The following is a 20,100-nucleotide window of genomic DNA, read 5'->3' on the forward strand; positions in this document are numbered from 1 at the left end:
ACTTTAAAAAAACAACCAACATATATGAGTACTACAGTTGCAAACGCTGGAACAGAAGTTAAAACTTGGGGAGGAGGTAACGAGCCTTTAAAAGCAAGTTATGGTAAAATGATGATGTGGTTTTTCATCGTTTCAGATGCTTTGACCTTTTCGGGGTTTTTAGCAGCCTACGGATTTTCAAGATTTAAATTTATTGATGCATGGCCAATTGCCGATGAGGTATTTACACACGTACCATTTTTACATGGGCAAGAGTTACCAATGATTTATGTGGCGTTTATGACGTTTATACTTATCATGTCGTCTGTAACCATGGTATTGGCTGTAGATGCTGGTCATCATTTAAATAAAGCCAAAGTAACCTTATATATGTTTTTAACCATTATTGGTGGTATCATATTCGTTGGATCTCAAGCTTGGGAGTGGGCAACATTTATAAAAGGCGATTTTGGTGCTGTTCAAACAAAAGGAGGAAACATTCTTCAATTTGTTGATACGGAAGGCCATCGTGTAGCATTAAGGGATTTTGTGGTAGCAGGGGAACATGAGCGCGTACAACAAGAGCGTAAAGATGGTATTTGGTTTGCTGAAGAAGGAACTTTGCCACCTTATACTGTTGAAGAAGTTGTACACGGTTTAGAAACACATGAAAATATTTTGGTTAGAACGCAGTTGTTGGACGAACATGGTCAAAAAACAGTTTTGTCTAGAGACGAGTCGTTAAAACAGTTGAAAAACAATGGGAGATTAGTGGTTGAAGGTGCTAATTTACATGTTAATGAATATGGTTCGCCCTTATTTGCAGACTTCTTTTTCTTTATAACAGGGTTTCACGGATTTCACGTATTTTCTGGAGTGATAATTAATATCATTATTTTCTTCAATGTGGTATTGGGAACTTACGAAAGACGTAGAAGCTACGAAATGGTTGAAAAAGTTGGTTTATACTGGCACTTTGTAGATTTGGTTTGGGTATTTGTATTTACATTCTTCTACCTAGTTTAATAAGTAAAAAATATTAGTTTAAAAATGGCACACGCACATAAATTAGAGATATTTAGAGGTTTAGTTAAGTTTAAATCGAATACTCAAAAAATTTGGGGAGTTTTAATCTTTTTAACCATTGTTACTGCTGTAGAGGTTGTATTGGGTATATACAAACCAGAAGCTTTAATGGGTCAAGTATTAGGAATGAAAGGCCTTAACTGGATATTTATTATATTAACTTTAGTAAAAGCATACTATATTACTTGGGATTTTATGCACATGCGCGATGAAACTAGAGGTTTAAGACGTGCAGTGGTATGGACAGCCATTTTCTTAATTCTTTATTTAATATTTATCTTATTACAAGAAGGTGGTTACGTTTTTCACGTTTATGACAAAGGTTATATAAAAAGAGATTTTTAATTAATCAAAGAGCCTACACACTGAGCAAAGTCTAAGTGTTAAATAGATATATAAAGGCGGTTTTTAAACCGCCTTTTTTTATTTTTGCGTTTTGAATTGAAACATTCATAACGATATTTCGAAACACAAGGGAACAATTATATGAATGTTCTATGTGCCATTAAGAAAATAAAAAGGCACACATAAAAAACAGGTTTTTAATGAACTATAAAAAAGCAGGTCGGTATTTAATTTTAGGAATTTTATTCTTTCTCCCTGTTACTTTTTTGCTGCTTTTGTACCCAGCAACCCATAACTATACGCCGCTTGATATCATAAACCAATCGGTTTTGGAAACCAATCAATTTCATTCAAATTCCGAAGAAAGCATTGTTTTGCAGGATCACATTACCATACTTGGGTTTTTAGGGTTAAACCCTATAGATAATAGTATTGTGGCATCTAATTTAAAAGAATTGGTTTACGATAAATTTAAAGGTTTTAAAAAGTTTCAAATAGTCATTTTGATGCCGAAAGGTACTGAAGCTGCTGTTGAAAAACTAAAAGCTGAAATTAGTGGTTATGAAGATTTAAGATTTTGGCATTTTGCTTTTGGTGAACCTGATGCTATTAAAAATGTATTTGCTAGTTTAAAAAGTAAAACAGGTTTAACAGGTGATTTAGCTACGAATGATGTGTTTATAATTGATAAAGATTTAAACCAAAGGGGGCGATTGGACGACAGAACTGATAACGAAATATCAAAGAAAGTGCCTCCTTATATTTTGAGTGCTTACAATTGCATTGAAGTAGCCGAAATAAAAAATAAGATGAGTGACGATTTACGTATATTGTTTACCGAATACAGACAAATAAGAAAAGGCGAATTCGATTCTTCAACAAGAAGAGCAAACGATTTAAACCCCGAAAATAATTAGCATGTGTCAGGTTGAAGTATCATTTTATTATAAAAAAGCAATATAAAATGACGTTTAATTTGTCAGACTAAGCTTGTCGAAGTCCTAATTTTAAAAAAACGTCATCGGTAGTACAGCCGAAAACCCACGGATTAATGAATTGAATATAAAAGCAATGAGCAAAAAAACTAATTATTCATATATAGGTATCGCATTTATTATTCTCGTTTTTGGTATTATTTTCATTCCAAAAATTATAGATAGAATTTCTAATAATGATGTCATCAGAAACGAAAGCAGAAGTGATTTTTCCAAGGAAAATAAAGTAAACCTTTCCGATTTGGCTTTTATAGAAATTAACGGAGAAGCAAAAAAAGTTCCATCATTTTCTTTTACAAATCAAGATGGAAAAACCATAACCAATAAAGATTATGAGGGCAAGGTGTATGTCATTGAATTCTTTTTTACAACCTGCCCAACCATTTGCCCAAGAATGAATGCCAACCTTATTCAAATCCAAAATGCATTTAAAGGGTTTGAAAATTTTGGAGTGGCATCTTTCACTATAAATCCAGATTACGATACGCCTGAAATTCTTAAAGCCTATGCAGAGCATTATGGCGTAACCAACCCTAATTGGCATTTAATGACAGGCGATAAAGAGGCTATTTACAAACTGTCAAACGAAGGGTTTAATCTTTATACAGCACAAGATGAAGATGCTGTAGGGGGTTTTGAACATTCTGGAAATTTTGCTCTAATCGATAAAAATGGATTTATTCGTTCTAGAAAAGATGAGTTTGGTAACCCGATTATTTATTACAAAGGGATTGTTTCAGAATCTGAAAAGGTAGACGATGATGGTACACCGGAAGAGATTAGTGCATTAAAAGAAGATATTAAAAAATTGCTAAATGAGTAATAAACAAGAAATTTTAGATGATAAAAAATACAATAAATTAATTGTAGTATTATCAATAGTGATACCCATAGTCGTCGCCATCTTATTCGGTGTAAGAATACCTAATGTAGAACCTTTGTCTTTTTTACCACCTATTTATGCTACCATAAATGGATTGACAGCTATTATTTTAGTAATTGCTTTTTTTGCCATTAAAAACAAACAAGTAGTGCTTCATGAAAATTTAATGACAACCGCCATTTGGTGTTCGGCTTTATTTTTGATTATGTACGTAGCTTACCACATGACCAGCGATTCCACAAAGTTTGGAGGCGAAGGAACTATTAAGTATGTGTATTATTTCATCTTATTAACTCATATTTTACTGTCTATTGTTGTTATTCCATTTGTGTTAATCACGTATGTTAGAGCGATAACCAATAACATAGAAAAGCATAAAAAAATAGCAAGAATTACTTTTCCGTTATGGTTATATGTTGCTGTGACAGGGGTTATTGTTTATGTTATGATTTCACCATATTACGCTTAAAAGAAAAAAGAAAGAAGATAAAAGAGAAGAAATAAAAGAAACCGTCTAACCGTCTAACCGTCTAACTTATGAAACATAAAGTTGTCTTAATTCTTTTATCTCTTTTCTTTTTTCTAGAAACCAACGCCCAATGCGCTATGTGTCGCGCTGTTTTAGAAAGTGAAGAAGGGCAAACAGCAGCAGAAGGTATTAACGATGGGATTGTTTATTTAATGGCCATTCCATACATCTTGGTTGGAGGTATTGGCTTCTTTATCTATAAGAAATACAAGACGTTAAAAAAGTAATAAAAAGTTTTTAGTCTGTAATATGTAACATTACTTTGTATTGATAGTCTAATTAGAAAGCTTCACGCTTAATCAATCAAAAAAATGTTAGAAATACGTCAATTACACAAATCCTACCCTATAGGAGATTCCAGTTTACATGTATTAAAAGGTATTGATCTTACTGTTGAACAAGGCGAAATGGTTGCCATTATGGGGTCTTCGGGCTCTGGAAAATCCACTTTGTTAAATATCATAGGGATGTTGGACGAAGCAGATTCTGGAGACTATATTCTAGACGGATTGCCCATTAAGAATCTTACCGAAAAGAAAGCAGCTGTTTACAGAAACAAATTTTTAGGATTTATTTTTCAATCGTTCAATCTTATTAATTATAAAAATGCCCTTGAAAATGTAGCGTTACCTTTGTATTATCAAGGTATGAAACGTAAAGAACGTCAAGAGTTGGCCATGTTTCATTTAGAAAAAGTAGGGTTGGCTAATTGGGCAAACCATTTGCCGAAAGAATTATCGGGAGGTCAAAACCAGCGTGTTGCCATAGCCAGAGCCTTAGCTGCAAATCCTAAGTTATTATTAGCCGATGAGCCAACAGGTGCTTTAGATTCGTCAACTTCACACGAAATTATGGCATTTATTCAGCAATTAAATGATGAAGGTAAAACCATTTTAATGGTAACCCACGAAGAAGATATTGCCAATATGTGTAAACGAATTGTGCGCCTACGCGATGGCGTCATTATGGAAGACAAAAAAGTAACACAGGTAAGAGCCCAACAGTATGTTTGATTTAGACCTTTGGCGAGAAATATTTCAAAGTATCAATAAAAATAGAACCAGAAGTTTATTGTCTGGCTTTACCGTCGCATTTGCTATTTTGCTATTCACCATTCTTTTCGGTATCGCCAACGGGTTACAAAACACTTTTTCCGAAGCCTTTGTCGATGACGCTAGCAATTCTATATTTATACAATCTGGACGTACAACTAAGGCAAATAAAGGGTTTCAGGCAGGTAGGCAAATTCAATTCAAAAATGAAGATTTCAATTATATAAAAGAAGAATTTGGAAACAAGGTAGAATATATTACCGCCAGAATCTATAACAACATACAGGCCTCTTTTAGAAACGAACAAGGGAGTTACAGTTTAAGGGGCGTTCATCCAGACCATCAGTTTTTAGAAAAAACCCAAGTACAGGAAGGCCGTTATATAAATCAAACCGATTTAGTTAATAGAACCAAAGTTGTGGTTATTGGCAAAAAAATCGAAGAAGATTTGTTTTTAAAAACAACAGCTTTAGGAAAGTATATAAACCTTAGTGGCATCCCATATAAAGTCGTTGGGATTTTTACCGATGATGGAGGCGATCATGAAGAAAGCATTATATACATGCCCGTAACAACTTCGCAACAGGTGTATGGTAATAATGATTATATAGATCAAATAAACTTAACCTACAATCCAGAATTGGATTATGATGAAGCTTTAGCGTTTAGCAACACACTTAGCAAAAAACTTAAAGAACGGTTTTCGGTAGCAAGTAGTGATCAACGCGCGGTAAGAGTTCATAACATGGCAGAAGGCACTAAAGCAGTTAGCCAAATGACATTCGGCTTAACGGTTATTATACTTGTAATAGGTTTTGGAACCTTAATAGCAGGTATTGTGGGAATAAGCAATATCATGATTTTTATAGTTAAAGAACGCACCAAAGAAATAGGTATTCGTAAAGCATTAGGGGCGTCGCCAAAATCAATTATATCCATTATTTTAATAGAATCCATAATCATAACCGCCATTGCAGGCTATGTTGGCTTGCTGATAGGTGTTGGGGTTGTCGAGTTAGCAGAACCTGTTTTAAAAGATTATTTCATTAAAGACCCAGGTGTAAGTAACAGTTTGGTAATTGGAGCTACCATTACACTGATATCCGCAGGTGCTATAGCGGGCTATTTGCCAGCAAAAAAAGCATCGCAAATTAAACCAATTGTAGCATTAAGAAACGACTAAGCATGTTTAAATTTTTATTAGAAAGAGATACGTGGCAAGAAGTTTTCGATAGCTTTAGTAAAAACAAACTAAGGTCAATCCTTACTATGGTAGGTGTTTGGTGGGGCATTTTATTGTTAATAGGTTTGTTAGGTTCTGCAAGAGGATTGGAAAATTCATTTAACCGATTGTTTGGTAGTTTTGCAACCAATAGTGTGTTTGTTTGGGGTCAAAATACCAGCAAACCTTTTAAAGGGTTTCAAGAAGGAAAGCAAGTAAGGTTAACGTTGTCCGATGCCAAAAAAGTTGAAGAAAACGTAGAAGGTATTGAGTTTGTACTTCCAAGAAGCCAGCAATCGGCAAATGTTACAAGAAACTTTCTTTCAGGAAGTTTTCAAATGGCTGGTGATTATCCGTTGTTAGACCAATTACAAAAGAAGAAACTCATTCACGGAAGATTTATCAATCAAAATGACATTGATGATAATAAAAAAACAGCCGTCATATCTGAAGATGCCTATAAGCAATTGTTTGATAAAGGGGAGGGTGCCATTGGTAACTATATAGATATTAATGGTATAAACTTTATGGTTATTGGCATTTTTGAAGTGAGTAATATGAATATGGGACCATCAACAGATATCCATATACCATTCACAACGTTTCAACAAATATACAATCAAGGCGATAGAATTGGTTGGATGATGATTACCGGAAAACCAGAATACGACATCAAACAAATTGAAGAAGACACAAAATTATTGCTTAAAAACTTAAATAATATCCACCCAGAAGACACACGTGCTTTTGGAAGTTTTAATCTAGGAAAAGAATTTGCGAAAGTTACAGGTTTTTTAACAGGCATGCAGTTTTTAACATGGTTTGTGGGTATCGCTACCCTAATAGCAGGAGTTTTTGCCATTGGTAATATATTGCTAATAACCGTGAGAGAACGCACCAAAGAAATTGGGGTACGTCGTGCCTTAGGTGCCACACCGTTTGAAATTAAAAGACAAATAGTAGTTGAAGCCGTTTTTTTAACATTAGTAGCAGGTATTTTCGGAATTATTTCCGGAGGTTGGATTCTAATTGGATTGGATGCTGCTTTTGGTCAAGGGTCCGATGCTGCCATAGTTAACGCATCGGTATCTATAGCGGTGGTGTTTATTGCACTTATCATATTAGTCGTGTTAGGTACTTTAATAGGGTTAATTCCAGCATTTAAAGCAACCAGTATAAAACCAATAGAAGCATTAAGAGAAGAATAAATAATAACATTAACCAAATGAACAAAACAGTAAAAATCAGTTTAGTATTAGTTGTCATCATACTATTAGCATTTGTATTAAAATATTTTAAAGACGCCAACTCTAAAGCCATTGAAGATTTTAAAGTTGAAGAGCCTTTTTATACATCCATAAGCACCAAGGCGGTAGCAACAGGTAAATTAAATCCTGAAGAAGAAATTGAGCTAAAACCTCAAATTTCTGGTATAGTTGATGAAATTCTTGTTGAAGAAGGCGATGTGGTTAAAAAAGGTGACTTAATTGCAAAGATTCGAGTTGTGCCAAACGAACAAAGTTTGGTAAGTGCCAGCAGTCGTATTTCTTCAACTAAGTTATCGTATGATAATGCGAAAGTGTTATACGAAAGAAACAAATCGCTTTTTGAAAAAGGCGTTATTTCCAAACAAGATTTTGAAAACAGCGAACTGGCATTTAATCAAGCTAAGGAAACACTCAGTCAAGCCCAAAACGATTATCAAATTATAAAACGCGGGTCTATTTCTGGCGGAAGTTCGGCAAATACCAATATTATAGCACAAATTTCAGGAACTGTTTTAGAAATTCCTGTGCGTGAAGGCGATCAAGTCATTCAAAGTAATAATTTCAATGCAGGAACTACCATTGCCATAATTGCCGATATGAGTCACATGATTTTTGAAGGTAAAGTAGATGAAGCTGAAGTTGGGAAATTAAAAGAAGGCAAAGAAATAAAAGTTATTTTAGGAGCCATCAATGAAAAAGAATTCCCTGCAAAACTAACCTTTGTTGCTCCCAGAGGTGTTGAAGAAAATGGTGCTGTTCAGTTTACCGTTAAAGCCAATGTCACTTTAGATAAAACCACTAATATTAGAGCAGGATACAGCGCCAATGCCGAAATTGATATAGAAAATAAAGACAGTGTTTTAGCTATAAGGGAAGCGTTGCTACAATACAACCGAATTACCGAAAAGCCTTTTGTTGAAATATTGGAAAGTGAAGGTAAGTACAAAAAGCAAAATGTCACTTTGGGATTGTCCGATGGTATCAATGTAGAAATTACCGAAGGCGTTAAAAAAGGCGATAAAATTAAAGTGTGGAACAAAGCTTCAAAAGACAATGAAGATGAAGAACAAGGAAGATAAAATGATGCCTATTTATATATTTAAAATGAAAAACAGCTTTTTTATACTCGTATTAACACTTTTGGTTTTTACAACCTCTTTTTCACAAAGTAAAAAATGGACATTGGAAGATTGTGTAAACCATGCGCTAGAAAATAATATTACAATACAACAAGGTGAAAATGCTTTACTTACCGACGAACAAAATATTATCGCAGCCAAAGGTAACTTTTTACCAGGAGTTAGTGCCAGTGCGGGGCATAATGTCGGTGTTGGTACGCAGCGTATAGATATTGGTAACACCCAAGTGATTGTAGATAGAACATCACATAGTTCTAGTTTTGGAGTTGGAGCAAGTCAAACGGTATTTAACGGGTTTAGGTTAACAAATCTCTACAAACAATCAAAATTAAATCTAGAAACGAGTCAATTAGAGTTGAATAGAATTAAAGATGACATATCTTTAAACGTAGTAAATGCCTATTTGAACGTGTTGTTTAACAAAGAAAATTTAGCCACTGCCAAAGCACAGTATGAGTTTAGTGATAAGCAATTAGTGCAAGTTAAAAGTTTGGTTGATGCTGGCGTACAACCTAGAGCAAATATTTATGATATCGAAGCTACATTAAGTGCCGATGCACAAAGTGTAACCATAGCCGAGAATAACGTAACCTTGGCGTTATTAACCTTATCACAATTACTACAAGTGCCTTTCGAAGGGTTTGATGTTGAAGTTATTAATATAGAAAGTCCATCGGAAGCATTATTATATACTAACGTTGCACCAGTTTTAAATTTTGCTTTAGAAAATAGAAATGAGATTAAAATTGCCGAAAAAAACATCGAAAATGCACAGTTAAATACCGAAATTTCTAAAAGTGGCTACTTACCAAGTGTGTCAATAGGATATGGTTTTAATACCAATGCGTTTTATACAAATTTAACTCAAAATGAAGATGCTTTTTTAGAACAGTTAAACAATCAAAAGTCGCATAGTTTTAATTTGAATGTAAATATTCCCATTTTTTCAAGATTTCAAAATAAAACAGCCGTAGCAAAATCCAGAATACAGGAAGAAAACAGTAAGCTTAATTTAGAGCAAGCAAAATTAGATTTAGAGTCTAATATACAACGCGCATTTACCGATGCGCAAGCGGCATTTAAAGCTTTTGAAGCTGCAAAAAAATCGTTGGCAGCTCAAAAATTATCATTTGAAAATTCACAGGAGCGTTTTAATATTGGAAGTATGACGTCTTTTGAACTAGACCAAGCCCGCATACGTTTAATAAATGCCCAAGCATCTTTAATAAATGCTAAGTATGATTTTGTTTTTAAGACAAAAGTTTTAGACTTTTACATGGGAAAATCTTTAACTAATTAATGTGGCTTTAATACTTAATATTGAAACAGCAACAACCAATTGTTCGGTATCACTTTCAAAAGAAGGAAAAACACTGTTTTTAAAAGAAGATAACAGTAAAAACTATTCGCATGCCGAAAGCTTACATGTGTTTATTGATGCTGTTTTAAAAGAAGGAGGCATCACTTCAAAAGCGTTGGATGCGATAGCTATTAGTAAAGGTCCTGGTTCTTATACAGGGTTACGCATCGGTGTATCGGCAGCTAAAGGACTTTGTTTTGCCTTAGATAAACCCTTAATTTCTGTGCCAACTTTAGAAGCCTTAGCGCATCAGGTAGATTGTAATGATGGTATTATAGTCCCCATGTTAGATGCCAGACGTTTGGAAGTATATGCAGCAATTTTTAATTCAAATTATAAAGAAATTAGAGAAACCGAAGCGCAAATTTTAGATGAAAACGCTTTTGTAGAATATTTATATAAAGGCAACGTGTATTTTGTCGGTAATGGTGTTGAAAAAACAAAAGCCATAATCAATCACCCCAACGCTGTTTTTATTGAAGATAAATTACCATCGGCAAGCGAGATGAGTATGTTGGCTTATACTAAATACAAAATAAGCGACTTTGAAGATGTCGCTTATTTTGAGCCCTATTATTTAAAAGATTTTGTGGCTTTAAAATCCAATAAGAACTAAAGTCCTTTTCCTTTGGGAGCGGATTTAGGAGATGGATTAAGCATTCTTTTTAATTTCAACTTGATGTGGGTACGGAATTTCAATACCAGCAGCATCAAGCGCTTCTTTTACGTTTTCGGTCACTTCAAAGTAAACGGTCCAATAGTCTTCCGCATTGCACCAAGGTCTTACGGCAAAATTTACCGAGCTATCTGCCAGAGCTAATACATTTACGGTAGGTTCCGGGGTTTGTAATACTTTAGGATGCGTTGTTAAAACAGTCATTAAAACCTCTTTGGTTATCTTAATATTGGAATCGTAACCAACACCAAAAACGAGATCGACACGTCGTGTTCCTTCTGTAGTGTAATTAACAATGTTTCCGTTAGATAAAGCTCCATTGGGAATGATTATTTCCTTGTTGGAGAGCCCAATTAATTTTGTGGTAAATATTTCAATTTGTTTTACGGCACCAATTTCGCCTTGGGCTTCAATAACATCACCTATTTTAAAGGGTTTGAAGATCATAATTAGAACACCACCGGCAAAATTTCCTAAAGAACCTTGAAGCGCCAAACCAATAGCCAAACCTGCTGCGGCAATAATGGCAGCAAACGAGGTAGTGGGTACACCTAAAGTGCCTAAAAGGGTAATGATCAGCAATATTTTTAATCCCCAACTAAGAAGGTTTATTAGAAACTTTTGAAGACTTTCCTCATAACTACTTTTTGTCATTACTTTTCGGGTTGCCTTCAGGATTTTTTTAATTATCCACGAGCCAATAATCCAAATGGCAATGGCGCCAATTATTTTTAGTCCATATTCAATTGCTAATTCAATCCACTTTTCAGTGTCAATGTTTTCAAATTTCATAATTGTATTTATAATTTATTTAGGGTTTAAAGTTATAAACTTTACAAGCAAACAGTCTTAAAATAAAAGTCAAGATGGGTTCCTTATATAAAGCAGCTAATCAAAGCGACGATGGCAGGAACTGCTTGTGCGTAAAATAGTTTTATCTGTTTTGTGGAATAAGACCCATAAATACCTGCGATAATTACGCAAATTAGAAAAAAAACAGCTATTTGGATGTCTTTTTGAATGATTGAAAATATCAGGCCAGCGGCCAAAAAACCATTATATAAACCTTGGTTGGCTGCTAATACTTTGGTGTCATCGGCAAAATTTTTAGATTTTAATCCGAAGGTTTTAATGCCTTTTGGGGTGGTCCATAAAAACATTTCCAATATTAAAAAATAGAAGTGCTCTAGCGCAACAAAAACAATTAAAATGGTTGTTAAAAGGGTCATTTTTTTATTAAAAATTTTGCATAAAAAAAGAAACGAAATATGGACGAATTTTAGCCATTCCTGCCTGCCGGCAGGCAGGTTTTAGGAAATAGAAAAAGTCAAGATAAGTTCAATATAAATTAATTTACTTCAAAAGTAATCTTTAGGTTTACTCTAAACGCTGTTATTTCACCATCTTTTACAGTGGCGCTTTGGTCTTGTACGTAAACTGATCGAATGTTTTTAACGCTTTTTGAGGCGTGCTTTATAGCTTTTCTAGTCGCATCTTCCCAGCTTTCGGTAGAGTCAGATAAAATTTCAATAACTTTCAATACAGACATGATTTTAAAAATTTAAGTGAAAAACCTAAAGTTAATAAAATTTATGCAATGAACTTGTTTAAATTTTTTTAATTGAAGCGAAAATTAGTCGTTTTGCGCTCGATTGAAGGCTTTTTTAAGTTGCATAGCAGGGCTATGGAACGAGGAAAAGACAAAAAGCGAGTGCAAAATGACAATTTTTTAGCCAATTGTGAAAAGTTTAAACGAGTTCAACTAACCGTTTATGGCTTCAACTGTTTCAACCTTGCCTTTTAGCATTTCCTTTAGCATATTTTCAATACCGCTTTTTAGGGTATAAGTTGAAGATGGACAGCCACTGCAAGCGCCTTGCAACATCACACTTACGTTTTTGCTTTCGGAATCATACGATATGAATTGAATGTTGCCACCATCACTCGCAACAGCAGGTTTAACATATTCTTCTAAAATATTAATGATTTCTTTAGAAGTATCATCCAATGATTCATATTGCGTATCTAATTGTGTAGTCGATTTTTTTAAAGTTTCTGCAGCATTTGGTAATACGACATCTTTACCGTTTTCAATGTAGCTTCTAATAAACTCACGTAGCTCGATAGTAATATCTTGCCATTCTGCCATGTCATATTTTGTAATAGACACATAGTTTTCGTCAATAAAAACACTTTTTACAAACGGAAAATGAAATAGCTCTGTAGCTAATGGCGACAATTTTGCTTCGTCTATAGATGTGAATTCAAAAAGAGCCGTTACTATCTTTTTGTTAGCCACAAACTTCATTACCGAAGGGTTTGGCGTACTTTCGGCATAAACAGTAACAGGGACTTTCTTGGCTTGGGCAGTTTCTTCAATCACAATGCCACCATCGTTTAAGTAGGCTTCAATTTGTTCGGCCACTTCGTCTTGAACATCGCTCCACTCTACAATGCCGTAACGTTCTACAGCAATAAAATTACCAGAGATATATACCTTTTTTACAAAAGGCAGGTAGAATAATTGTTGCGCTAAAGGCGATGCTTTAGCTTCATCTATATTGTCAAATTCAAAACTTTGATGCTTGGTTATAAAAGCATTTAGTTCGAATTTAATGATGGCGTTATTTGATGTTTCCCGTACAGAAACCTTGAAAGTATTCATTTCAGCTAATTTTTTACAAAAATACTAAAAGAAAACTTTAGATATCCATATATTTGAGTTTTGTTGTCTCTTTTTAAGAGATTGAAGTGCAAAGTTTACGCTTTGTTTTTTTATGATTTTTTAGAGATTGTTTAAATTTTGTTTTTGGAATGTTTTATAGGGTATTTTTTTGTCAGACAGGGCCGAGCGTATAAAAAAGGTCTGGGAGACCTTTTTAGCGAAGGAGCCGGGCTGCCGCGAGGGAGAGGTACGTAGCTATGGATCGAAAAATAGCTGAAGTATGGCGGAAAAAGGCACATAAAAGAGCCAAAGGATAAAACTTAAACAGTCTCTTTATAACCAAAGCGTTTGTGCAATAGCAAACCAACTCGAGTGAACTTATGAAGTTAAAAAATATTTTCATGGTAGCAGTAAGCGTTTTGTTCGCTTATAGTGTAAATTCGCAAGAAGGCTTACCGATATATACCGATTACCTCACCGATAATTATTATTTAATTCATCCGTCGATGGCGGGTATTGCTAACTGTTCCAAGATTAGGTTAACGGCACGCCAGCAATGGTTTGGGCATGAAGATGCGCCCAAGCTTTTAACATTAAGCATGAATGGACGCATTGGAGATTCGCCCTCTGCCATTGGAGGTATTTTGTACACCGATAACAACGGGTACCATTCGCAATCTGGCGCTTATGCAACCTATGCACATCACATTATGTTTTCTAGAACGGAAACCGATTTAAATATGCTCTCTTTTGGTTTGAGTGCCGGGTTTATTCAGTATAAATTAGATGAAACTTCTTTTTTGTTTGATGGACCAGACCCTATAATAGATGGCGTTGTGCAGAACGAGACTAACTTCAATATAGACTTAGGAGTGTCATACCATTTTTTAGATTTTTATGCACATGGCACCGTGAAAAATGTGTTGAAGAATGCTGGAGTTAATAACGATATTGAAATAACAAGCAATTTAAGACGCTATTTAATTTCTGTAGGTAGTGTATTTAGTAAATACGGAAGCGAATGGAGTTACGAACCTTCTTTAATGTTTCAGTATAAAGATGGCACTCAAGAAGCATCTTTAGATATTAATGCCAAGGCATACAAAGAAATGGAATTTGGTAAAATTTGGGGTGGTTTATCCTATAGAACAAGTTTGGATGGTGCCGAATACCAAACCAGTTCTGGAGCAGTAGATAGTCAAAAACTACAACAGATAACCCCCATTTTAGGAGTGAATTATAATGAATTTATGTTTGCTTATACTTATACCTATCAATCTAATTCTGTGGTGTATGCCAATGGCGGTTTTCATCAATTAACCTTAGGCTATAATTTTAATTGCAGACGCGAACGTTACGATTGTAGATGTCCTGCGGTGAATTGAATTGAAAGAAAAGAAAGTATTGTCGGGAGCGCTGCCGAAACTTAACAGATTTAGTTTTCAGCATCGCTCGAACAGACAGACAATATTAATTCCAGGTATATTTCTTCTTTTTAGCTTGTTCTTTAATAGCATTGGTCATGGCATTTTCCAATCCATTTTTGGTATCTGTTTTTTGTTCTGAAATATAGACTTTACGTTTCGCGTTTAATTCTTGAATTTTATTTTGAATTTGTTCGCGCTCTTTCTTTTTTTCTGAAACATATTTTTTGATTTCAGCAGCCGATTTTCCTTTTAATTCTTCAGGTAAAGCATCATCTTTTAAGGTTTCAACCGAAACTTCTTTTAATTCAACAGCATCAACCAAATCCCAAGTTTCATTTTTATATAGATGCGAACTTTTGCTTACGGTTCTGCTTACGGCATTGGCTTTACTGTAACCTTGTGCATTGCTGTCCTGCTCAGCTTGTAATGCCATTTTTTGTTTTCCTATTTTGCCATAAATCACATAGGTTTTATTCAATTTCTGATTGAGTATAAGAATCTCATCATCATAAGGCGAAACTATATGAACCGTAGTTTTATTTTGATTAATTGCCATATAATCGCCATTGGTTAATGCGGCACCATCTTTCCACGATGTTGAAATGCCTTGGTTGTAATCGCCACAAAAAATGGTATTTATCGTGATGCCTTTTTCTTTAGCATTCACCGAAACATCTTTATAGTTTATTTTTCCTTGTGTGAAGGGTTCATTGCCTGCAATAAAAATGAGTTTTAAATCATCTGGATTTTTACCCCAGTTTAGTTGGTTTAAAGAGGTTTGAATTACCTGTCCGCAATATTCCTCACCACCATTTGTGGTTAACGAGAAAAGCTCTTTCGAGATTTCATCTAAATCATTACTAAATGCCAAAACCTGCCGTATATAGCCTTCTGCGCTAGGTAACCTATCATTGCCATATTCATACAGTGCAATTTCTAAATGGGGTTTGTTGGTGCCACATTTTGCGTATGATAGTTCATTTACAATATCCCAAAGTTGTGCTTTAGCTTGGTCTATTAATCCGTCCATGCTATTGCTTGTATCTAATAAAAGGGCGACTTTAATAAATTGTTTATTGATTTCATGTTTTGCTATTTCAGTTTGAGCATAGTTAGTAGGTTGTTTTTTGTTATTGGCGTTACAAGCTGTAAACCCAATTAGTGCGATGCTGAATACGAGTGTTTTAAGATGTGTTTTCATAATTTTTTATTTTTTTGATTAACACCATAAATCTATAATCAACTTATTTCTTAAAAAACTAAGAATGAGTAAGGGCAAGCGTTGAATGAGCCAGTTTAGTATATAAATGCGTAAACACAGCCATTCTGAATAATAATTACATCCTTTTGTAAAATCTTCATTTTATTTTATCGAGTAAAGTGCGTAAGTTTATCTCATAATGAAGTCGTCACTAAAATATATATGGTTTGTATGCATGATGTTGTGCACAACGGTTTTGTTGGCTCAAGAAAATGACAAAATCTTAAATAATCAACCGACATTTACGGTTCGAGGCTCTGTGATTGAAAGTGATACCAAAAACCCGATTCCGAATGTCAATATTGAAGTGAATGGGGGTTCTTATACAACGACCGATTTAGGAGGTAATTTTAGAATTGAAGCAAGAAAAGGCGATGAACTTACCATAAAGCATAAAGATTTTGAAACGGTTTATTATATTATTCAAAGCAATGAACGTATTAAAGTGGAGGTACAACCTAGTATTGAAGATGTTCAATATTCTAAGAAAAAGTATTCAAGAACCAATCCCGAATTGTTTAAATCACTTATAGATTCTGCCGAAACGCATTTAAAAAAAGATGCTAAAAAGAGTATCCAATTTATTGAGAAAGCGTTGGGAGCTAGTAATTCTTCAAAAGAAAATAGTGAAGCCTATGAGGTTTTAGGCGATATTTATTTGTATTGGAAACAGTATGATTTAGCGGTTTCAAACTACCGAATTAGCATTCAGAGCATCAATACGAATGTCGTGAAGTTAAAATTGGCTTCTGCCTATAAACAAAACAATAACTACCAAGAAAGTCTTCAAGTTTATAATGGCATTAACAAAAAGGAATTGTCTAATTGGCAATTGGTAGAATTATACGAAGGACTTGGTGATGTCTATCTGTTGACAAAATCGTATCAATCGGCCATTAATGCGTATAACGAAGGTTTAAAAGTAGCACAAAAGCATTTAATATCTCCAAAGGTAACCGATTTAAACTCCAAAATAGCACAGGTTTATAATGCTAAAGGTGAAGTCCAAAAAGCAGAAGGGTTTTTTAATGAGTCTTTAAAGCTTGCAAATACTCAAAATAAAAAACGTGCTGTTGAAGAAAAAATTAAAGTCGCCGATTTTAAAAATAAGACAAACAATTATTCAAGTGAAATTCAACTTAGAAAAGAAGCCTTAAAACAAATAAAAGACATACAAAAAGATTCTATTTTAAATAACGAAAGTGCGTTAACCCCACAAAAACAAAATTATAAAATAGGGAATGCCTATGCCTCTCAAAGAGATTATGCTAATGCGATACCTTATTTGAAGAAAAGTATAGAAGAGGCTGATGATAAAGAGGATTTAATCGTTCAAAAAGATGCGACCAGAAAACTTTCGGAAGTGTATAGGGAAGCCGGGGAATTTGATAAAGCACTTGTAGCTTACCAAAGTTATGTAGATTTAGTAGATCAATTATATTCAATAAAAGAACAGGAAATATCGCAGGCCGCTAGGTTTAGTAAAGAAATTGTTGCAAAACAAAATAGAATTTTAAGTTTAGAAAGCGATAGGGCATTATCCGAAAGTAAATACGAGCTTAATTTAGAACAAGCCAAACGCCAAAAGGTTATTATTTACTCATTAATAGGAGGTGTCATGTTGTTGTTGGTAGTGGGTTTTTTAATGTTTAAGTACATCAAACAACAGCGGTTGGCAAACAATTTGTTGGCGTTAAAAAGTTTACGCAGTCAAATGAATCCGCACTTTATTTTTAATGCTCTAAATTCGGTAAATAGTTTTATAGCATCAAATGATGAAAGAACAGCCAACAAATACCTGACAGATTTTTCATTGTTAATGCGCGCCGTTTTAGAAAATAGTGAAGAAGATTTTATACCTCTGGAAAAAGAAATTGAGCTTTTGGAACTATACACCAAATTGGAACATTTTAGGTTTCAAGATAAATTTGATTATAACATAACAATCGATGAAAATATCAATATCAGTGAGTTTGTCATTCCCCCCATGTTATTGCAACCCTACATTGAAAATGCAGTTTGGCACGGATTGCGATACAAAAAAGCAAAAGGACGATTAGACATTAGCATTTCACAAAGCAATCCTGAAGAAATTAAAATAACCATTACAGATGATGGTATTGGAAGAGAAAAATCGAAAGCCCTAAAAACTGAAAATCAGAAAAAACAAAACTCAAAAGGTATGGGTAATATTAAAAAGCGTGTGTCTATTTTAAATGCCATGTATAAAGATAAAGTAGATGTGTTTGTAGATGATTTTCAAGATGAAGAGGATAGAGGAACCAAGGTAGTTGTAACGCTTAAAAAGGATTGATTATGAGGTTAAAGTTTATCTTGTTTTTTGTATTTATCTCAATCTTATCTTGCAAAACGATAAAAGAAAGAAAGGCTTGTTATAAATTGACTTCTGAAAATCAAAGCTTAGGGATTAAAAGTTTTGATGAACTAAAAGAATATACTGGAACATATTGGGTTAAGTTATTAGATGCTGTTTGGATTCTTGATGGAGAAGTTGGTACTGAAGATGAAATTAAACACAGGATAAGTGAAAAAAGGTTTGATATATTGAAAGTTGAGCTTATAGAAGGCGATTCGATACAATTTGTTTGTAAGCGCGTGCCTTTATATGTTTTGATTTCGACAAATAATTGTTTAAATAGAAATTAATGAATTAGTGGCAAAAATCGAAAATATGAAACTAACCTCCATAATCGTCGAAGACGAAGAAACAAGCAGGGAAATTCTTAAGAATTATCTCAAAAAATACTGTCCAAACGTAAGTGTTTTAGGCGAAGCTGCAAATGTAGAAGAGGCTTTGGTATTAATCCGAAATAATGATTTAGACTTGGTGTTTTTAGATGTAGAAATGCCCTATGGAAACGCCTTCGATTTACTCGACAGGGTTGGCGACATAAATTTTGAAACCATCTTTGTAACCGCCTATAACCACTATGCTATTGATGCTTTAAACGCCCATGCATCGTATTATTTAATGAAACCCATCTCCATAGACGAACTTATTAAAGCAGTCGATTATATTTCCGAAATTAAAACCAAAGAAACCGCTCTACAAAACCAAGTGCTTGTTCCTAAAACCAATAACGTTCATGGTAAAATAACCATTCCGCAATTAGATGGTTTCGAGGTTCTGAATACTTCGGATATTTTATATTGTAAAGCCGATGACAATTACACCGAAATTCATTTAAACACGAACAAGAAAAAAATAGTAAGTAAAACATTAAAATATTTTGAAGATATTTTGATTGATGGTAGCTTTGCTAGAGTACACAAATCATATTTAGTAAACGTTAATGAAGTCGTAAAATATGTAAAAGGCAAGGGAGGAAGCGTTGTGTTAAGCAACGGAAAAGAAATTATGGTTTCAGCCTCCAAAAAATCCGAACTTTTATCATATTTTCAGTAATATTATTGTCATTTCGAACGTAGTGAGAAATAACAAAACTTTTATACTTTTCAACCTTCAACTTTTAAACTCATAAAAATGCCAATAATAAAATCAGTAAACGGAAAGTCACCACAATTACCAGACGATTGTTACATAGCCGAAAACGCCACGATTGTAGGCGATGTCGTAGCAGGTTCTCAATGCAGTATCTGGTTTAATGCCGTGGTTCGTGGCGATGTAAACTACATAAAAATGGGCAATAAAGTAAATGTGCAAGACGGTGCTGTTATACACGCGACTTATCTAACCGCTCCAACCAATATAGGCAACAACGTATCTATTGGTCATAATGCCATAGTCCATGGTTGCACCATACATGACAATGTTTTGGTAGGTATGGGAAGCATTATTATGGACAATTGCGTTATAGAAAGCAATAGTATTATAGCTGCAGGTGCCGTAGTAACCCAGAACACCAGAGTTGAGTCCGGAAGTATTTACGCAGGTGTACCAGCCGTAAAAATAAAAGATATAAGCCAAGAGTTAATTTCTGGGCAAATAGACCGCATTGCCAATAATTACATAAAATATTCCAGTTGGTTTAAAGAGTAAATTCCTTTGTAAAAAGGAATCTTCTTTATTTGGGGGTTACCACACCCTTCGACTCCGCTCAGGACGGGCGGGCTAGGAGTTTATCTTGAGAGCAGTTGAAAGGTCACAAGTCCTCGATCGTACCTTGCTTTGGGCTTTTCACTGTAAATGTGAAAGATTCACGATTTCGAATTGATAAAATAGAATACCCTG

General features: G+C 34.3%; 22 protein-coding genes. 17 read left to right on the forward strand and 5 right to left on the reverse strand.

All coding sequences use genetic code 11. From position 1 onward, the window contains the following. Positions 1 to 24 precede the first annotated feature (24 nt). From CJ739_RS09710 to tsaB, 12 genes are all read left to right on the forward strand, one after another. A complete protein-coding gene (locus tag CJ739_RS09710; RefSeq protein WP_117174779.1) occupies positions 25 to 1,005 on the forward strand; it encodes a cytochrome c oxidase subunit 3 in 981 nt (326 codons plus the stop codon). Between the two features lie 24 nt (positions 1,006 to 1,029). Further along, on the forward strand, positions 1,030 to 1,410 hold the full coding sequence (locus tag CJ739_RS09715) for a cytochrome C oxidase subunit IV family protein (protein ID WP_117174781.1): 381 nt from the start codon (positions 1,030 to 1,032) through the stop codon (positions 1,408 to 1,410). A gap of 200 nt (positions 1,411 to 1,610) precedes the next feature. Beyond that, entirely contained in the window at positions 1,611 to 2,327 is a 717-nt protein-coding gene (locus CJ739_RS09720) for a hypothetical protein (protein ID WP_117174783.1), read from the forward strand. A gap of 154 nt (positions 2,328 to 2,481) precedes the next feature. After that, the gene (locus CJ739_RS09725; protein WP_117174785.1) at positions 2,482 to 3,228 is read left to right on the forward strand and encodes an SCO family protein; all 747 of its coding nucleotides are present in this window, start codon (positions 2,482 to 2,484) and stop codon (positions 3,226 to 3,228) included. Next, complete coding sequence (locus CJ739_RS09730; RefSeq protein WP_117174787.1) at positions 3,221 to 3,757, forward strand: DUF420 domain-containing protein; 537 nt, start codon at positions 3,221 to 3,223, stop codon at positions 3,755 to 3,757. Before CJ739_RS09725 ends, CJ739_RS09730 begins: the two co-directional genes overlap by 8 nt. A gap of 68 nt (positions 3,758 to 3,825) precedes the next feature. Further along, on the forward strand, positions 3,826 to 4,044 hold the full coding sequence (locus tag CJ739_RS09735) for a CAMCR motif-containing small membrane protein (RefSeq protein WP_117174789.1): 219 nt from the start codon (positions 3,826 to 3,828) through the stop codon (positions 4,042 to 4,044). Between the two features lie 84 nt (positions 4,045 to 4,128). Next, positions 4,129 to 4,830 (forward strand): ABC transporter ATP-binding protein, encoded by a 702-nt coding sequence (locus CJ739_RS09740; RefSeq protein ID WP_117174791.1) that lies wholly within the window; start codon positions 4,129 to 4,131, stop codon positions 4,828 to 4,830. After that, a complete protein-coding gene (locus CJ739_RS09745) occupies positions 4,823 to 6,052 on the forward strand; it encodes an ABC transporter permease (RefSeq protein WP_117174794.1) in 1,230 nt (409 codons plus the stop codon). Before CJ739_RS09740 ends, CJ739_RS09745 begins: the two co-directional genes overlap by 8 nt. Positions 6,053 to 6,054: 2 nt before the next feature. Continuing rightward, positions 6,055 to 7,299: an ABC transporter permease gene (locus tag CJ739_RS09750; RefSeq protein WP_117174796.1), complete on the forward strand. Its 1,245-nt coding sequence runs from the start codon at positions 6,055 to 6,057 to the stop codon at positions 7,297 to 7,299. Positions 7,300 to 7,316: 17 nt separating this feature from the next. Further along, positions 7,317 to 8,438 (forward strand): efflux RND transporter periplasmic adaptor subunit, encoded by a 1,122-nt coding sequence (locus CJ739_RS09755; protein ID WP_117174798.1) that lies wholly within the window; start codon positions 7,317 to 7,319, stop codon positions 8,436 to 8,438. After that, positions 8,419 to 9,798: a TolC family protein gene (locus CJ739_RS09760; RefSeq protein WP_162880182.1), complete on the forward strand. Its 1,380-nt coding sequence runs from the start codon at positions 8,419 to 8,421 to the stop codon at positions 9,796 to 9,798. Before CJ739_RS09755 ends, CJ739_RS09760 begins: the two co-directional genes overlap by 20 nt. Position 9,799: 1 nt before the next feature. Then, positions 9,800 to 10,474 (forward strand): tRNA (adenosine(37)-N6)-threonylcarbamoyltransferase complex dimerization subunit type 1 TsaB, encoded by a 675-nt coding sequence (gene tsaB / locus CJ739_RS09765; protein ID WP_117174802.1) that lies wholly within the window; start codon positions 9,800 to 9,802, stop codon positions 10,472 to 10,474. 36 nt (positions 10,475 to 10,510) lie between these two features. Here the strand turns inward: tsaB and CJ739_RS09770 are convergent, their stop codons facing one another. From CJ739_RS09770 to CJ739_RS09785, 4 genes are all read right to left on the reverse strand, one after another. Beyond that, positions 10,511 to 11,326, reverse strand: coding sequence for a mechanosensitive ion channel family protein (locus tag CJ739_RS09770; protein WP_117174804.1), 816 nt, complete (start codon positions 11,324 to 11,326; stop codon positions 10,511 to 10,513). A gap of 83 nt (positions 11,327 to 11,409) precedes the next feature. Continuing rightward, positions 11,410 to 11,763, reverse strand: coding sequence for a DUF1304 domain-containing protein (locus CJ739_RS09775; RefSeq protein ID WP_117174806.1), 354 nt, complete (start codon positions 11,761 to 11,763; stop codon positions 11,410 to 11,412). Positions 11,764 to 11,882: 119 nt separating this feature from the next. Then, entirely contained in the window at positions 11,883 to 12,083 is a 201-nt protein-coding gene (locus CJ739_RS09780; protein ID WP_117174808.1) for a dodecin family protein, read from the reverse strand. A gap of 213 nt (positions 12,084 to 12,296) precedes the next feature. Continuing rightward, on the reverse strand, positions 12,297 to 13,199 hold the full coding sequence (locus CJ739_RS09785) for a NifU family protein (RefSeq protein WP_117174810.1): 903 nt from the start codon (positions 13,197 to 13,199) through the stop codon (positions 12,297 to 12,299). Between the two features lie 380 nt (positions 13,200 to 13,579). Between CJ739_RS09785 and CJ739_RS09790 the strand changes: the two genes are divergently transcribed. Further along, positions 13,580 to 14,584 (forward strand): PorP/SprF family type IX secretion system membrane protein, encoded by a 1,005-nt coding sequence (locus tag CJ739_RS09790; protein ID WP_117174812.1) that lies wholly within the window; start codon positions 13,580 to 13,582, stop codon positions 14,582 to 14,584. A gap of 85 nt (positions 14,585 to 14,669) precedes the next feature. Here the strand turns inward: CJ739_RS09790 and CJ739_RS09795 are convergent, their stop codons facing one another. Then, complete coding sequence (locus CJ739_RS09795) at positions 14,670 to 15,827, reverse strand: vWA domain-containing protein (RefSeq protein ID WP_117174814.1); 1,158 nt, start codon at positions 15,825 to 15,827, stop codon at positions 14,670 to 14,672. Positions 15,828 to 16,026: 199 nt separating this feature from the next. Here CJ739_RS09795 and CJ739_RS09800 point away from each other — a divergent pair, with 199 nt between their 5' ends. From CJ739_RS09800 to CJ739_RS09815, 4 genes are all read left to right on the forward strand, one after another. Beyond that, the gene (locus tag CJ739_RS09800; RefSeq protein ID WP_117174816.1) at positions 16,027 to 18,201 is read left to right on the forward strand and encodes a histidine kinase; all 2,175 of its coding nucleotides are present in this window, start codon (positions 16,027 to 16,029) and stop codon (positions 18,199 to 18,201) included. Positions 18,202 to 18,203: 2 nt separating this feature from the next. Next, a complete protein-coding gene (locus CJ739_RS09805) occupies positions 18,204 to 18,554 on the forward strand; it encodes a hypothetical protein (protein ID WP_117174819.1) in 351 nt (116 codons plus the stop codon). A gap of 25 nt (positions 18,555 to 18,579) precedes the next feature. Further along, a complete protein-coding gene (locus CJ739_RS09810; protein ID WP_117178892.1) occupies positions 18,580 to 19,314 on the forward strand; it encodes a LytR/AlgR family response regulator transcription factor in 735 nt (244 codons plus the stop codon). A gap of 78 nt (positions 19,315 to 19,392) precedes the next feature. After that, complete coding sequence (locus CJ739_RS09815; RefSeq protein WP_117174821.1) at positions 19,393 to 19,908, forward strand: gamma carbonic anhydrase family protein; 516 nt, start codon at positions 19,393 to 19,395, stop codon at positions 19,906 to 19,908. The last annotated feature ends 192 nt before the right edge of the window (positions 19,909 to 20,100 follow it).

This window comes from Mariniflexile sp. TRM1-10 (assembly GCF_003425985.1).
Taxonomy (GTDB): Bacteria; Bacteroidota; Bacteroidia; order Flavobacteriales; family Flavobacteriaceae; genus Mariniflexile.

What these genes read in the sequence shown, in the direction of transcription:
- CJ739_RS09720 (WP_117174783.1), top strand. Translation starts at nt 1,611, where the DNA reads ATGAACTATAAAAAAGCAGGTCGGTATTTAATTTTAGGAATTTTATTC.
- CJ739_RS09815 (WP_117174821.1), top strand. Translation starts at nt 19,393, where the DNA reads ATGCCAATAATAAAATCAGTAAACGGAAAGTCACCACAATTACCAGAC.
- CJ739_RS09715 (WP_117174781.1), top strand. Translation starts at nt 1,030, where the DNA reads ATGGCACACGCACATAAATTAGAGATATTTAGAGGTTTAGTTAAGTTT.
- CJ739_RS09740 (WP_117174791.1), top strand. Translation starts at nt 4,129, where the DNA reads ATGTTAGAAATACGTCAATTACACAAATCCTACCCTATAGGAGATTCC.
- CJ739_RS09725 (WP_117174785.1), top strand. Translation starts at nt 2,482, where the DNA reads ATGAGCAAAAAAACTAATTATTCATATATAGGTATCGCATTTATTATT.
- CJ739_RS09750 (WP_117174796.1), top strand. Translation starts at nt 6,055, where the DNA reads ATGTTTAAATTTTTATTAGAAAGAGATACGTGGCAAGAAGTTTTCGAT.
- CJ739_RS09730 (WP_117174787.1), top strand. Translation starts at nt 3,221, where the DNA reads ATGAGTAATAAACAAGAAATTTTAGATGATAAAAAATACAATAAATTA.
- CJ739_RS09795 (WP_117174814.1), bottom strand. Translation starts at nt 15,827, where the DNA reads ATGAAAACACATCTTAAAACACTCGTATTCAGCATCGCACTAATTGGG.
- CJ739_RS09760 (WP_162880182.1), top strand. Translation starts at nt 8,419, where the DNA reads ATGAAGAACAAGGAAGATAAAATGATGCCTATTTATATATTTAAAATG.
- CJ739_RS09770 (WP_117174804.1), bottom strand. Translation starts at nt 11,326, where the DNA reads ATGAAATTTGAAAACATTGACACTGAAAAGTGGATTGAATTAGCAATT.
- CJ739_RS09785 (WP_117174810.1), bottom strand. Translation starts at nt 13,199, where the DNA reads ATGAATACTTTCAAGGTTTCTGTACGGGAAACATCAAATAACGCCATC.
- CJ739_RS09755 (WP_117174798.1), top strand. Translation starts at nt 7,317, where the DNA reads ATGAACAAAACAGTAAAAATCAGTTTAGTATTAGTTGTCATCATACTA.
- CJ739_RS09780 (WP_117174808.1), bottom strand. Translation starts at nt 12,083, where the DNA reads ATGTCTGTATTGAAAGTTATTGAAATTTTATCTGACTCTACCGAAAGC.
- CJ739_RS09735 (WP_117174789.1), top strand. Translation starts at nt 3,826, where the DNA reads ATGAAACATAAAGTTGTCTTAATTCTTTTATCTCTTTTCTTTTTTCTA.
- CJ739_RS09810 (WP_117178892.1), top strand. Translation starts at nt 18,580, where the DNA reads ATGAAACTAACCTCCATAATCGTCGAAGACGAAGAAACAAGCAGGGAA.
- CJ739_RS09710 (WP_117174779.1), top strand. Translation starts at nt 25, where the DNA reads ATGAGTACTACAGTTGCAAACGCTGGAACAGAAGTTAAAACTTGGGGA.
- CJ739_RS09745 (WP_117174794.1), top strand. Translation starts at nt 4,823, where the DNA reads ATGTTTGATTTAGACCTTTGGCGAGAAATATTTCAAAGTATCAATAAA.
- CJ739_RS09775 (WP_117174806.1), bottom strand. Translation starts at nt 11,763, where the DNA reads ATGACCCTTTTAACAACCATTTTAATTGTTTTTGTTGCGCTAGAGCAC.
- CJ739_RS09805 (WP_117174819.1), top strand. Translation starts at nt 18,204, where the DNA reads ATGAGGTTAAAGTTTATCTTGTTTTTTGTATTTATCTCAATCTTATCT.
- CJ739_RS09800 (WP_117174816.1), top strand. Translation starts at nt 16,027, where the DNA reads ATGAAGTCGTCACTAAAATATATATGGTTTGTATGCATGATGTTGTGC.
- CJ739_RS09790 (WP_117174812.1), top strand. Translation starts at nt 13,580, where the DNA reads ATGAAGTTAAAAAATATTTTCATGGTAGCAGTAAGCGTTTTGTTCGCT.